Raw genomic sequence first — 15499 nt, forward strand, 5'->3', positions numbered from 1 at the left:
AGCCTTTTTATACCAATGCGCTTAATTAGGTGAGCTATTTTGCAAATTGGTATTACTGCACTTTATTTAATATTACTTAACCATACACTTTGATAAGGCTCTAGCTCTATAGTGAGTTGATCCTCGGTAATTGTTTCATTAGCCACTAAATCAAACCACTGCTGGGTGTTAATTAAGTTTAAATCTGCAAGGGTAAGTACTTGTGGTTTATCACTTATGTTATAAACGCAAAATATACTTTGACGCCTGTCTATACTTTGCCGCCAAAAACCAAATAACCCCCCCGCTAAGTGCAGCGTAAATTGCGTGGCATTAGGATGAAATGCGCTTTGTTTTTTTCGAATACCTAATAAATGCTTAATACCATTAAACACTTTGTGATGATGGCTATATTTATCACCTAAAGCCGATAATAACTTTGACTCTTGCCAACGATGACGGTTAATTGCACGGTTATGCTGTGAGTTTTCAAAGCGTTCGTAATCGTTCGTTGTACCAAGCAAACTATGAATATAAAGCCCAGGGATCCCTTCAAGCGCAAACATAATGGCGTGTGCACACATAAACCGCTCAAGACCAAACTTATCTTGCCCATTGTGCGTGCCTTGTAATGCATCAAAAAGTGCAATATTTAGCTCATACGGTGTGTGCGTACCATCGTTACTGGTGCGCATTGATACACGCCCACCAAATTGCATAGACGTACTCACCAATGACGCTACTTCGCTTGGTTGTAACAAGCCTTCTATTGGCCTAAGTCCAATGCCATCGTGCGAGGCAATAAAGTTAAAGTATGTGGTGCCGTTTTGCGCAGGCGGCATACTCATCATCCAATGCTTTATGGCTGTGCTATCTCCACTGAGTAATGTATGCAGTAATAAAGGCGGTAAGGCAAAGTTATAAATACTGTGGGCTTCGTTAGCGTTACCAAAGTAAGAGAGATTTTCTTGGTTTGGTATGTTTGTTTCGGTAATTATGACAACGCTTGGCTCAGTATGCTCTATAAGGGTGCGAATAAGCCTAACTGCTTCATGCGTTTGCGGTAAATTAATGCAATTTGTATTGAGCTGTTTCCATAAAAATGCAACCGCATCTAGCCTAAACAAGCGCACACCATTATCTAAATAATGACGAATAATACTAATAAACTCTTTTAACACTTCCGGGTTACCAAAATCAAAATCAACTTGGTCGTGGCTAAATGTACACCATACATGTTTTTCGCCGCTTGGTGTGGTTACCGTATTTAATAGCGGTGACGTACGCGGGCGTACTACATTAGATAAATCATCGGTTAAACTTGCCGTTTTAAAGTAATCTTTGCCGGGGTCTAAATCGTTTAAAAAGTTTTCAAACCATACACTTCGGCTAGAGCAGTGATTAATCACTAAATCCGCCATTAGCTTTACATCTTTGGCAATATTTTTTATATCTTGCCAATCCCCTAGCGATTCATTTACTTGCACGTAGTTCATTACCGCAAAGCCTTCATCAGAGCTATACGGGTAAAATGGCAATATATGCAAAGCATTAAGCTGCATATCGCACTGCTCTTTTATAAACCGGTGCAAGGTTTTAAGCGGTGCTTCTACCGGTTTTGCAACAGCTTGGTCTCCCTCATCGTGCTTAATAATAGAGTCGCCATAGGCTATTAATATAATATCTTGCTCGTCCCAACGGTTAGTATGGGGTGTAGGGTCGCGCAGCGGGCTGTCGCCTAAAATTATAGTTATAAGCTGCTCAGCCAGCTCTGTAATACTTAAGGGCAGTTCAACATCTTTATAAATAATATGTAGATGTTGCTCTACCCGCTGTAAAAATAATTCGCTTACTGTATTCACACGCGCCCCTTATTATTGTTTTATTTATTCACTAAATTCTTTATTATCAAGATCAACCGCTTCTCTTAAGCGCTCAAAAACATCTGGCATGGCCGATACAACACGGTTCCAACTTGGCACAAATGGCGCTTCCATTGGGTTATCTAAAAAGTGCTGACCTGCTTCCATAACATTTTTGGCAAACATTTCTACGGCCTTTTCCTCTTGGTGCACATCTAAGGTTAAACCATTCATCAGTGCATCGTTATGATACGTTTCTATAAAGTCTAAACCAATACGGTAGTAAGTTGCTTTTAAAGAACGAATTGTTTCGCTGGTAAAAGTAACCCCTTGAGTGGCTAATTTTCTAAATAGTGCCTTGGTTATGTCTATCGACATTTTAGATAAACCGGCGTTTTGGTCATCAAGAGAAAGTTCCTGGTGCTTATGATCGTAATTATCAGCAATATCCACTTGGCATAAGCGATTGTGCGAATAATTACGGTACATTTCACTTAGTACGCCAATTTCAAGGCCCCAATCACTCGGGATACGAATATCATTTAATACATCACGTCTAAACGAAAACTCCCCTGCTAACGGGTATCTAAAGGTATCCATGTACTCAAGGTAGTCGGTATTGCCTAAAATAGTTTTGAACGAGCGTAATAACGGCGTTACTAATAAGCGCGATACTCGACCATTAATTTTGCCGTTTGCAGTACGTGGGTAAAAGCCTTTACAGAATTCATAATTAAAACGCGGGTGCGCTACAGGGTAAATTAAGCGCGCTAACAAACCTCTGTCGTAAGTTAAAATATCGCAATCGTGTAGGGCTATCGACTCTACCTCTGAGGTGGCCAATTTATAACCCATGCAATACCACACGTTTCTGCCTTTACCAAGTTCACGCGGTGCAACGCCTAGCTCTTGTAATTCTTTATCAAGCGCTTGCAAGCGTGGGCCATCGTTCCAAAGCACTTTGTGGTTTTGGTTAAGCTCTTTAAAAAAGCCTAAAGCATGGCGGTATTGTGACTCGTCTGCCCTGTCTAAACCTATGGTAATTTGCGATAAATAAGGAACCTCTCTGAGTTCTTTTACAATGTTTTGCAGCGCTGGGCCTTCAAGCTCACTAAACAACGAAGGGAGTATTAACCCCATTGGCCGTTGCTTACTAAAACTAATTAGCTCTTCTTCAAGCGCTTCTACCGGTCTGTCGGCTATATTATGTAAGGTTGTGATGATGCCATTTTGATAAAAATCAGCCATGTGATTTTCGCTCCTCAATAGTATTTAAAATGCTGCTAATACAAGGCAATGTGGTTATTTCTTCAATCCAACCCAGTGGAGCGGGCGATTGCGAATAACGCGCCTTGTTATGTGTTAACTTAACCGGCTTTTTACTGCTTGGGTTATGTATGATAATGGCGATATCAGCTTGCTCTAGCATCTGCTTATCGTTGTCACTATCACCTAGTGCAATTACCGTGAGAGGCTTTCTAAAATGTTGTGAAATTTGTTTAACTAACCACTGCTGTGCAGCGCTTTTATCGGTGTTTTTAGCAATATGTATAAACCGCCCGCCTATTTTTATTTCGTAGCCGAGTGCTTTAACATCGTTTACAAACGCATTAAGTAATTCATCGCTTCCGTGCCAATAAAGTGGGTCTGAAAAATCGCGTGTTTGAGCGCGCCTTGCATGCGCTTCATCAAGCCCGGTGAGGGATGATATTTGCTCGCTCGACAAATCACTAAATAACTTGTAATGCGATTTATATTCGCTGCTTAAGGAGTCTAAATCACTAAGTAAATTAGATAAGGGTGATGCAAATGCATAACACCAATACGCCCCTACTTGCGTGCAGCCAATGGGTTTAAGCTCAAAATAATCTACGGGTAAATAAGCAGCCGCGCCATTTTCAACAATAAAAGGCTGTTGAATATTAAGCTCGTTTTTAAGTTCAACCACTTCGCAAAATGTTTTACTCGTATTAAACACCACAGGAATGTGGGCTGCTTGTAAGTCTTGCAGCAAGCTACTGATATTTTTAGTGTTGTAATCGGCGTGATCGAGTAACGTGCCATCTAAGTCGGTAAATATAATAGGTTGCAGCGTATCGTCGCTGGTTAAGTGCATAGCACTAATATCGCGATTACTATCAAGCTCTATAAGGGCGTTAGCTTTAGCGCTTAGGGTGTTTAAGTTTTCGCGAGTAATACGCTCAAAATGAGAAATAAAGTGCACCAGTTGCTCATCACTCATGGTGCCATCGCCCTCGCCCTTAGCGGCAATAAGCTTTTGCTCTTGCTCTTGTCGCCACTTAAATACATCTTCAAAGCTCGGCGCTTTGAGCATCACCGTGTAATCTATTTTACTAAACACACTTTTGTATTCATTTGCTAGGCAACTGTTTACACAACGACGCCACACGCCTTCTTTATCATGCTGTGTTTCTAACTCGTTTATAGGCTCACTTAAAGAAAATAACGGTTGTGGCTCACTGCCTACGCACCAGCCTTCTAAAATAATAATATCAATGGGTTTATTGTTACATTGCCATGTTTGCACGGGGCTGCAATCGTCGTGATGCTTGTCAAATTTAGGCAACGGCACGCCAACCTCTTTTGCAAGTAACCGGCTTATGGTGGTATTCATTAGCCCTACATCGTGGGTGCCAGGCACACCGCGGGTGGCAAATAATGGGTGTACGTCTTTGGCAAGTCCTTGGCGGTGCGCTTTAGATAAGTAAAAATCATCAATAGAAAGCGCGACACTGGTAAACAGCGTGTTGTTACTAAACCAAGTAACTAAAAAATCTGCGAGGGTGGTTTTTCCTGAACCTTGGCATCCATTTATGGCGACAAAAATAGGGGTGTTATTTTTTTTTGATTCTAGAATATCGTGTGCAAGCGGGATAAAAAATTGCTCACTAAGGTACTGATACTTTAAAGGCAATTGGTGCTTTGCTAAAAATGGGGTTATATCCACAATACTGGCCTCTGACATAGTAACTCCTTATATTATGAAGTAACAAATGCAGGTACTAGACCACTATTATTTTTATTTAATTATTAGTAACTTACAAAAATAGCGCAATTAGTATGCGCTATTTTGGTGCGTAAATTTTACATACAGTGCAAAATTAATCAGTTTCTGGTTCGGCTTTTGGCAATACCAGGTTAAGTACAATACCTAAAATGGCGCACAAGCTAACCCCTTCTAAACTAAATTGACTACCTCCAATGTGCATTCCGCCAATACCGCATACTAATATAAGTGCCACAATACTTAAATTACGGGGTGCAGTTAAGTCATCACCAGATTTAACCAACGTATTTAAACCCACTACTGCAATTGAGCCAAACAATAAAATCATTATGCCGCCCATCACAGGTACAGGAATAGTTTGTAAACCAGCGCCCATTTTTGCCACAAAGGCCAGTACCACAGCAATTACGGCAGTCCACATCATTACTTTAGGGTTAAAGTTTTTGGTCAGCATCACTGCGCCAGTTACTTCAGAGTAAGTAGTGTTTGGCGGCCCACCAAATAAAGAGGCAGCGGCAGTCGCTAAGCCATCACCAAATAAGGTGCGATGTAAGCCTGGTTTTTTTAAAAAGTCTTTATTGGTTACTTGGCTAATAGCCATCATATCGCCAATATGCTCAATAGCAGGTGCAATGGCAACAGGCACCATAAAGAGAATGGCTTGCCACTTAAATTCGGGCCATGTGAAGTTTGGTACAGCCAACCAGCTGGCTTCATTTACGCTACCAAATTCAACCACACCCATTACCAGTGATAAAACATAACCCGATATAACACCGGCTAATATAGGGATCAGCTTATATACACCTTTGCCCCACACAGCAAAAATAAGTGTTACAACAAGAGAAAAAAGCGAAATAATAATGGCTTTATCGTAAGCAATAAGTTCAATACTGCCGTCGCCACTTTTACCCATTGCCATATTTACCGCTACCGGTGCAAGGGCTAAACCAATCACCATAATAACGGGGCCGACGACCACAGGCGGCAAAATTTTATGAAGTGTTGCCACCCCTTTAAATTTAACCAATAGCGCTAACAGCATATAAGCACAGCCAGCGGCCATTAAACCACCCATGGTGGCTGGTACGCCCCACATTTGTACTGAGGCAATAATAGGTGCAATAAACGCAAATGATGACGCTAAAAATATAGGCACCTTGCCTTTCGTCACTACCTGAAATAATAAAGTACCTATACCCGCTGTAAACAAAGCGACACTTGGGTCAAGCCCCGTTAATAAAGGCACTAACACTAACGCACCAAATGCTACAAACAACATTTGGGCGCCGGTTAAAATGGTTTTTATAGAAAATGTAGAATTATTTTGCACTGTTAAACCTTAGTAAACCGTACCGAAAATTTTGTCACCTGCATCGCCAAGCCCTGGGATAATGTAACCCTTTTCATTTAAATGGCTATCAACTGAGGCAGTAAAAATCTCAATATCAGGGTGAGCGGCTAATGTTTTTTCAACGCCCTCAGGTGCAGCAACCAGTACAATTACTTTAATGTCTTTACAGCCTGCTTTTTTAAGCATATCGATTGTAGCAATCATAGAGCCGCCAGTTGCAAGCATTGGGTCTATAACTAAGCTTAAACGCTCATCAATATTGCCTACTAACTTTTCAAAGTAAGGCACTGGCTCAAGCGTTTCTTCGTTACGCTCAAGGCCCACTACACTTACCTTAGCCGCTGGGAGTAATGACATTACGCCATCCATCATGCCAAGGCCTGCACGTAAAATAGGCACAACAGTAATTTTTTTGCCTTTAATGTGCTCTACTTTTAATTTGTTGCCGTCCCAGCCAGTAATTTCGTTATCTTCTAACTGTAGGTTTTTAGTTGCTTCGTAGGTTAATAAGGTACCTACCTCAGAGCATAATTCACGAAAGCTTTTAGTACTTATACCGTGAGCGCGCATTAAGCCTAATTTGTGTTGAACTAGAGGGTGTGAAATTACGTGAATTGACATGATAAAAACCTACTGATACTAGAATTGGCGGTATTTTATATTAAAAAAGGTCATTTGACCTGCAATTTTAAATAAGTTTTCATAGATCGTGCCAAAATGTATTGATTTGCTTGATATTTATGCAAGCAATACGCTAATTTATGTTTATAAATTGTTATCTGATAACGTTAAATTTACTTGCGCCATCATGTAGCTATTTATTTTAAAATGAGTTGGGCTCCAACCCGCTAAAAAACGATAAAAATCGGCCCAAGCTAATGGCCATAATGCATGCCAATTCGCAATCACGTCATCGGCATTTATTTGCGGTTGATACACTAAAAGCGCATTTTTTAATTGGCTAAAGTAGTAACGTAAATACTCATCGGCGCAGGTATGTAATTGCTCGTCGCTTAAGCAGCTGGTCATAAAATACATTACATCGCAAATCCCTACCCCAGCCCCTACATACTGAAAGTCATAAGCGAGTATTTCACTTTGCTCATTTGCAGCAAAATTGGCAAGTTTAGCATCGCCATGTATCAAGGTTTTGTAGTGTGATGCTTGCAGTGTTTTATCAATTTTATGAGCCGCATTTTTAATATCGGACTTTATGTCAGCGCTTTGTTTTAACTTATTAAACTCATCTGGCCGTGTGCTCAAATGCCAATAGTTCCCTTGCTGCCATAAGCCCTTTGCTGGCTTATTTAAATTAAAGGCATGAAAAGATGCTAACCAGTTTAGTATTGCCTTTATATGCTGAGAGCTTGCTTGAGCAAAACCATATTGAGTAAAGTTTTTAAATACTAACGCATAATCATCACTATCATTAATTGCATTAATACAGGTAATACTTTTAGCGCTTGTCGGTAAGTACGCGCTGTATAACCTATAAAAATTATATTCAACTTTATAAGACTCCTGCTTTCTTTTTAATGCAAATTCGCTTTGCTTAATTTTTGGATGATTTATGTGGCTTGGTATTTTAATCGCTTTGATAACACATGGCTCGGCATCAAGCCTGCACTCGACAATACTGCCACACCCGCTCCAAAGCGAGGTTAGCGTATCGCCCATTTCAATGTGTTTAAAATGAGACTGTAAAAGAGGAAGATAAAATGCCATAGCTATATTAAGTCATTAAGTTTTTTATAGTTTAACATTAGAAGGTATTTTTAATAAAACGATAGCATTCATAGCCCCTTACTTTTTTAGCTTGACACCCATCTTAATTTCTACAAAGCGAATTAGCCAGATTCAAAGCCTTTCTTAAAGTGACACCCACCTTAATTTCTACAAAGTGAATTACAAAAGGTTAAAGTTAACTAGTGAATTTATGTTTTTTAACTGTCCAAAAATAATTTGAGTTTTAAAATAGAAGTATTGCTAAATAAAGCTCAAATGGCAGCCACAAAAATCCCTACATTATGTAGTTGGAGTGCTCAAAAGTGATTAGGCTCTAAGCGAATAACTTTGCGCAGTTACTTATATTCGCTCGCCGCTTTCGGTTTAAGTTTTCGCAATACCCGTCTTGTGAGGCTGGCCTGCCCACTGCACCACGAAATACGCGTGTAAATTGTGTGGTGAGTTTTAACCAGTTTTCTGATGATATATTAAGCCTTTCTAGCAAAGGAAGGGTCATATTATCTATATGCCCGTGCTTATCCTCTCGCATTACTCGCCCTGTTAGCTCAACGAGTTCAAGGTACGATTTAAGCTCAAACGGCAGCCCTTTAGGCATTACTTGACGTGGCATGCCTGCAAAGCGAAGTAGTTGCTTTGGCTGCTTGCCTTCTTTTGCGCATATTAAGCGTATTTGAGCGCTGGTATGGTCTGACTCTTCTGGCGTGTTAGCCATTTTAGCTCTAATGGGGTTTAAATCTACATAGGCCATACACGCTGTAATTGCGGCTTCATCAAGTAAAGCTTGCGATTTGAATCTACCCTCCCAAAACCTTCCTGTGCAGTTATCTTATATATTTGCTCTACGCGCTATATTTTCATTTAATAGGCGCATAAACCAGCTGATACTTGCTAAACGTTCTCGGTATTGTTTTACCGTTTGATTGAAAAAGATGAGTTCAACTTTACTTAGCTTCTCGCCTTGTATGTATTTTTGCGTTAACAATGTGCCTTTACAGAGTTTATGCCAGCGAATAACAATCGCTTTATCATTCAGCCTATTTGCTTTTTTATCATCTACATACAGTACTAAATGGGTGTGATTGTTCATTACGGCATAAGCGCACACATCAATACAAAATACCTTAGCTAATTCACCCAGCTTATCTTCAACCCGTCCTCGTTGATGCTCGTAAGATTGACCAGTGAAACGGTCTTCGCCACATAAAAATGCACGACGAACACACCGTGAAATACAGTGATAGTATTTTGTATCAACCAAACTTACTTGTCGCTTTCTTGCAATTGCCATATGACACTCTGCTTATTTTTTGCACTAAATGAAAGCTAGCCTTTAATTGCGTAAAGTGCAAAATTAAGATGGGTGTCAAGATTATTCCTAATTCGAGATGAAGTAATAATAGCTTAAAAAGTTAGGCAAGGATCAGTGTGCTTAACTTGACAGTGAGAGTCATGCTAACGCCTTGCGAAGAGGCAAATAATTGTTGGCTAAAATAAGCGAGGAAGGGGAAAAAACCAACTGTCATTTGTTCTTTTAAGCAACTTGTATGGATAATAACTCCATAAATTAATTATTATTCTAACTTAGTTCGGGTAATGTTAGGCCCAAGCTTTGCTAGCTTCTCACAGTATAAATTTCAATCTTTTATTTAGTTTAATAATAAAGTAAGAAAAGAATACCGAGCTAACTATAGTAGTCAATGTCAAAAGTGTTCCGTTTAGTTCCGTATATTCACGATACAAATTCAATATAAATAAATGAATAAAATAAATTGAAGTTGAGTATAAGGCTATTTTTTTGCTTTCATTTGGAATATTTATTTTTAAAAATAAAATTAAAATAAAAGGGCACAATATGATTAAAGAAAAAAACATATCAAACCCACCATCTCTGGTGCTTTGATAGTAATTAAGATAAGACTCAGTTATTAGGGCGATTACCCCAATAGCAATAACTATAAGAATTAATTTAAATGAAAAATATTTGTGTAAAAGATGTTTGTTAATTAAAAATCCCAAACAGAAAAATGGGTAAGCAAAAAATAATAAATTTCTATAAATAAATTGATACGATAAAATTTTATCCAAACTATTATCGCCAAGGAGGTGGTAGGTAGCAGTATACTGTATTAATACACCACATAGAAAAGTTAATAAAACAGAAAAAACTAGAAACAAAGATGAAAGATTCTTAGCCAAAAACACAAGAAATCCAGCACCAAGCATCGCAGGGATATACCATAGATGATAATAACCAATGATAATATTTTTTAGAAGGATAATGATAAATGGAAAGTCAGGGTTATTTAGCCAAAAATATGAATAAAATACAGTCCAAAAAACATGTAAAATAAAAACTCGTTTAAACCAATTGACGTGACTATATTTTAATAAAACAGGATAAAAATAAAACCCATTTATAAGAAAAAAAACAGGCACTGCTATTCTAAATATGCCGTTAACAGTAAGAAAACTCCCTAATGAGGTAATATCACCGAGAAAACCTGCATGAAGCCCAACAATCATTAAAGCCATTGATAATTTAAGAATATCTAAAGCTATATTTCTTTTCATTTAACCCTTCAAAATTAAGTTTTTCAGCGAAGGCGACTAACAATTTTATAGTGCGCTCTTCACGCATGTATCTGCCAATGTCACGCTCGTGTATTTAATAAATCTTTTTACCAAATAACTTAACACATTGCTACATATAATTTTTTATTAGCGCTCAAACCCTTAATAAAATACATAACGCGCTCGACGCTCATTTTCTTGAATATGCGCGCATTACACCTATGCTGTATATAAAAACAACACTCCTATTGATGGTAATATGAAAACACGTTCCCCATTTTTAAATTACATAGCTGAATATATGCTAGTTCGTCAATATTCATTACGCACCGTCGATACCTACCTAAGATGGATTGCATCTTATATTTATTTTCATAATAAACGCCATCCCGCCTCAATGGGGGACAATGAAGTCGAACGCTACCTAGAACATTTAGTGTTAAAGCAAAACGTTGCACCACGTACGCAAGCCACTGCACTCAATTCATTGTCATTTTTATACAAACATATAATAAAAAACGAACTTTAATTAAATTTAAATTTTGCCCGTAGTAAAAAACAAGCAAAGCTCCCTGTCGTGATGACCCCTGAGGAAGTTAAAATGTTGATGGCTCATTTAAATAAGCGCCATTATTTAGTCGCAGCCCTTATGTATGGAAGTGGTTTAAGAGTAATGGAAGCGGTGCAATTAAGGGTGAAAGATATTGATTTTGATTATAAATGTATTCAAGTATGGAATGGCAAAGGAAATAAACATCGTATTGTAACGCTGGCCACAGAGCTAATTCCTATGCTGAGAAATCAAATTTTGAACGTTGATGACTATTTAAAACTGGATTTAAATAATACGGAATATTCTGGCGTATGGATGCCATATGCTTTAACAAAAAAATATCCAAGTGCCGCAAAATCGCTTGCATGGCAGTATTTATTTCCTTCTCATATATTAAGTTCAGTCTCTCAAAGTGGTGAAATATGGCGACATCATTTTCATCACTCTGTATTAGAAAAGAGATTAAAAAAGCCGTCCAAAAATCAGGGTTAACAAAAATAATAACACCTCATACATTAAGACACTCTTTGCTACTCATCTACTGCAAAATGGTGCCGATATAAGAACTGTTCAAGCTCAGCTTGGCCATTCTGATGTTAAAACCACACAAATATATACTCATGTATTGCAGCAAGGTGCCAACGGAGTTATCAGCCTTTTTCAAGATTATAAGTGCCTCTTTTAAACCTCTGCACTTACAAACTCGCTTACAAATCAATACCGCTATCTATCTCTACTTTAGAAAACACATAAAAAAGCCCCGCTTGGTTTTAAACAAACGAGGCTCCACACTAATTTTTTAATCAAGAATAAAAGCGCCGATACAGCGGGCGCTTTGCATCATTGAATTTTATTGATTAACTACACTTTTAAGTGGGTTAACTGGTTGTGCGTTGTCATCAAGTAAGTTCATGTCAAAGTCGAACTCATCAACGCGAATCGCTTTTTCACGCTTTTTGTTGTAATCAATTAGTTGCGCATGTTCATCCGCAGTAATTACATTTGCCGCTAATGCGTTATCTAGCGTAATGGCAAAACGTGTACCTGGTTTAATCGTTTTAGCGCGCAGCGCTTTTTTAACTTTAGCCAGTTCAACAAGTGATGCCATTTTAGCTTTATAAGCTTGCTCGTTAATGTGATGACCGTCACCTTCTACAGGCTTAACTAAATGCGTAATTTGCGCTTTAAATGCGGTATCAAGCTGTGCTTGTTTTGCTAATTCACGAATTAAGTCGTCGCTAATTTTTGGCATTTTAGTTGAGTAGTTCATTGTTACAAAACGAATAAACTTACGAGTACCACTTGCAGGGAAGTTATCTAAAAACTTATGCAGTGCTTCTTCAGCGCTTTGCAGTGCAAAACGTGTCGCGTAGTGGAAGTACGGCGCTGCTTGCTCGCGCTCGCTGCTTGCTACTTTTTGCTCGTAATACTTAATTGATGCCATTGCCGCGTATAAAAAGCTCATTACATCGCCTAAACGTGCTGATAGCATTTCAGCCTGCTTTAACTTACCGCCAAGTACGAGTAACGAAAAGTCGGCATACACTGCTAATTTTGCAGACAGTTTATGCACGGCTTTTTCGTATTCACGTACTTCTGGTAATGCAGAGTTTGCACTTGCAGTAAATGGTAAAACACCTAAACGGAACGCACGTAAGCTATTTGCTGTGCTGTAACCAATTGTTTTACGCAAAATGCCGTTAAACTCTTTATCTGCACCTTTATCTTCACTATGGATTGATTCAACCATAGATTGTAAATAAGGGTGACAACGCATAACACCTTGACCAAAAATCATCAGGTTACGTGTAAGAATGTTCGCGCCTTCTACTGTAATTGCAATAGGCTGTGCTACGTAACCGCTTGCAAGGGTATTTTGTGGGCCATTTTGAATCGCTTTACCCGCTTGAATATCCATTGCAGAATCTAATACGTCGCGGCCAAGCTCGGTCATGTGGTATTTAGCTATTGCTGTAACAACCGATGGTTTTAAGCCCATGCCTAGGCCTTCAGTTGTCAGTACGCGCATTGCTTCTTGAAGGTATGTTTTACCTGCAATGTCTGCTAGTTTTTCTTGAATACCTTCAAATTGACCAATTGCTAAACCAAACTGCTCACGCACTGCTGCGTATTCAGATGCTGATTTAAACGCCACTTGTGATGTACTTACACCTAGAGCAGGTAATGAAATACCACGCCCTGCCCCTAAACAACTAACCAGCATTTGCCAACCACGACCAATGTTTTTCTGGCCGCCAATAATAAAGTCCATTGGTACAAATACTTTGTTACCACGTGTAGTACCGTTATAAAAACGAATACCCATTGGGTCATGGCGGTTGCCAAGCTCTACACCTGGGTGATCTTTAGGAATAAGCGCACAGGTAATACCTAAGTTTTCTTTGCCGCCTAGTAAACCTTCTGGATCCACTACCTTAAATGCTAAACCAAGTACCGTAGCGATTGGTGCCAGTGTGATGTAACGCTTATCCCATGTGATCTCAAGGCCAAGTACTTCTTCGCCGTTGTACATGCCTTTGGTGACAGTACCAATATCTGGAATGCCACCTGCATCAGAGCCCGCCTCTGGGCTTGTTAATGCAAAACATGGAATGTCTCTGCCGTTTGCTAAACGTGGTAAGTAATGCGCTTGCTGCTCTTGTGTACCAAAGTGCAGTAATAATTCACCTGGGCCTAAAGAGTTAGGAACCATAACAGTTACCGCTACTGCAGAGCTTTTTGTCGCAATGGTTGCCACAATAGTCGAGTTTGCATAAGGGCTAAACTCTAAACCGCCAAACGATTTAGGAATGATAAGCGAGAAGAAACGCTCTTTTTTCAAAAATTCTAATATGTCATCTGGTAAGTGAATACCGTTTTGAATAACTGAATCGTCAATCATGCCTAGTAGCTCTTGTACTGGGCCATCTAAGAATGCTTGCTCGTCTGCACTTAGGGTAGCAGCCGGCACATCGCGTAGTGCGCTAAAATCTGGCTTACCTTGATAGATAGACCCTTCTAGCCACACATCACCCGCGTCTAGCGCTTCTTGTTCAGTGATTGAAATACTTGGTAATACTTTTTTTAATTTTGTACGTAAACTCATGATTGAACTCATCCGACCAGATAAATAATACCTACATTACGTCATAAAAATCAGTTTAGATCAATTACTCTATTCAATTAATTAACAGTTTTTTCAATTTATTTTCTTTACGGTGACGTAAACTGTTGAAACTAAAAGGCTTACACTTGTGCGCTGAAATACCTCTATTTGGCAACAATTAAGCCCCATACTCATAAAAAGCTATTTTTTAGGCATAAAAAAACGCAGCCACTTGGGCTGCGTTTTTAAAATAAGGTGGGCAACGTTAACTGCTTATTTGCACAACGTGTTTGCCTGTAAAGCCACCCGCTATTTGGTTATTTAAGGCAGCACTGACTGAGTCAGCAGTAAAGTCAACCGCAGTGATTGCCGGTGTTTTAATATCGCCCGATAGCGCGCCTTCAAGCAATAAATTGCCCATAAAACTTAAGCGCTGCTGTGCACATAAACTATTGGCAAGCCACGCACCACCAATAGACACCACACTAATATTAGGCGCTCGGTGGTACATTAAATCTTGATCAAAATGAGGCAGCGAGTTTAAACACGCGATACGCCCGCAAAAACGCATTAATTCAATATTTCTAAGCGTTGATTCACCGCCCATAGTATCAATTACCGCATCAAACCCTTGCGGGCCAAGCTCGCGGCGAATTTTGTCGCGTAACTTTTTGTCGTTATAATCAAATACCACATCGGCACCTAGCTGCTTTACCAGTTTGTGATTACGCTTTGAAGCGGTGGTAAATACATCGGCACCGCGTTGTTTAGCATATTGAATGGCAAACTGCCCTACCGCACCAGAGCCACCTTCGATTAGGATTTGGTCGCCCTCCGTAATGGCAATTTTATCTAAGCTAATAAGGGCGGCCATACCAGCGCACGGTAACGTAGCAGCCTTTGCAGGGCACAGCCCATCGGGCACAACCGATACAGCAAAGTTAGGCACGGTGGTGTATTCACTCAGTACCCCTTGCTTACCTATATTGGCATGCCACATTACTCGTTCGCCAACCCCAGGAAACACACCTTTGTTAGCTTTAACTACCACACCAACGGCGTCTAGGCCTAAAATATGAGGGTATTGCCACTTACAAAAGCCCGTTTTAGCAAAATAGGCATCAGCAGGATTAAGGCCTACATACTCAAGCTTTACCAACAGTTCGTTGTCGGCGCACTCGGGTATATCAACCTCAATATCTTGCAAGCGTATTTGCTCATCTGGTTGTGATAAAACAATAGCGCGCATTGTTTGTAAGGTGCTGCCTTGATGTGATAATTCAGTATTGCTCATTCAATT

General features: G+C 39.5%; 9 protein-coding genes and 2 pseudogenes. 1 reads left to right on the top strand and 10 read right to left on the bottom strand.

Features of this window, described 5'->3' with window-relative positions:
• Positions 1 to 62: 62 nt before the first annotated feature.
• The 8 genes and pseudogenes from CWC04_RS03735 to CWC04_RS03770 form a co-directional block, all read right to left on the bottom strand.
• Complete coding sequence (locus tag CWC04_RS03735; RefSeq protein WP_004586493.1) at positions 63 to 1841, bottom strand: sugar phosphorylase; 1779 nt, start codon at positions 1839 to 1841, stop codon at positions 63 to 65.
• A 24-nt stretch (positions 1842 to 1865) separates the two neighbouring features.
• Entirely contained in the window at positions 1866 to 3089 is a 1224-nt protein-coding gene (locus CWC04_RS03740) for a glycosyltransferase family protein (RefSeq protein WP_029771978.1), read from the bottom strand.
• Positions 3082 to 4827 carry an HAD-IIB family hydrolase gene (locus tag CWC04_RS03745; RefSeq protein ID WP_138684642.1) on the bottom strand — a complete coding sequence of 582 codons (1746 nt, stop codon included), beginning with the start codon at positions 4825 to 4827 and terminating at the stop codon, positions 3082 to 3084. Before CWC04_RS03745 ends, CWC04_RS03740 begins: the two co-directional genes overlap by 8 nt.
• 136 nt (positions 4828 to 4963) lie before the next feature.
• Complete coding sequence (locus CWC04_RS03750) at positions 4964 to 6202, bottom strand: uracil-xanthine permease family protein (protein WP_138684643.1); 1239 nt, start codon at positions 6200 to 6202, stop codon at positions 4964 to 4966.
• A 9-nt stretch (positions 6203 to 6211) separates the two neighbouring features.
• Positions 6212 to 6844, bottom strand: coding sequence for a uracil phosphoribosyltransferase (gene upp / locus CWC04_RS03755; protein ID WP_004586497.1), 633 nt, complete (start codon positions 6842 to 6844; stop codon positions 6212 to 6214).
• Positions 6845 to 6988: 144 nt separating this feature from the next.
• Positions 6989 to 7948 (bottom strand): phosphotransferase, encoded by a 960-nt coding sequence (locus CWC04_RS03760; RefSeq protein WP_138684644.1) that lies wholly within the window; start codon positions 7946 to 7948, stop codon positions 6989 to 6991.
• A gap of 334 nt (positions 7949 to 8282) precedes the next feature.
• Positions 8283 to 9257: pseudogene (locus tag CWC04_RS03765) on the bottom strand (transposase).
• A 332-nt stretch (positions 9258 to 9589) separates the two neighbouring features.
• Positions 9590 to 10540 (bottom strand): acyltransferase family protein, encoded by a 951-nt coding sequence (locus tag CWC04_RS03770; RefSeq protein ID WP_138684645.1) that lies wholly within the window; start codon positions 10538 to 10540, stop codon positions 9590 to 9592.
• A gap of 259 nt (positions 10541 to 10799) precedes the next feature.
• Here CWC04_RS03770 and CWC04_RS19990 point away from each other — a divergent pair.
• Positions 10800 to 11778 (top strand): annotated as a pseudogene (locus CWC04_RS19990) (integron integrase).
• Between the two features lie 165 nt (positions 11779 to 11943).
• On the opposite strand, the gene CWC04_RS03780 reads toward CWC04_RS19990, so the two are convergent.
• A complete protein-coding gene (locus CWC04_RS03780) occupies positions 11944 to 14199 on the bottom strand; it encodes an acyl-CoA dehydrogenase (RefSeq protein WP_004588700.1) in 2256 nt (751 codons plus the stop codon).
• A 265-nt stretch (positions 14200 to 14464) separates the two neighbouring features.
• Positions 14465 to 15493 (bottom strand): zinc-binding dehydrogenase, encoded by a 1029-nt coding sequence (locus tag CWC04_RS03785; RefSeq protein WP_138684646.1) that lies wholly within the window; start codon positions 15491 to 15493, stop codon positions 14465 to 14467.
• Between the last annotated feature and the right edge of the window lie 6 nt (positions 15494 to 15499).

This window comes from Pseudoalteromonas sp. S2893 (assembly GCF_005887105.1).
GTDB classification, from domain to species: Bacteria; Pseudomonadota; Gammaproteobacteria; order Enterobacterales; family Alteromonadaceae; genus Pseudoalteromonas; species Pseudoalteromonas atlantica.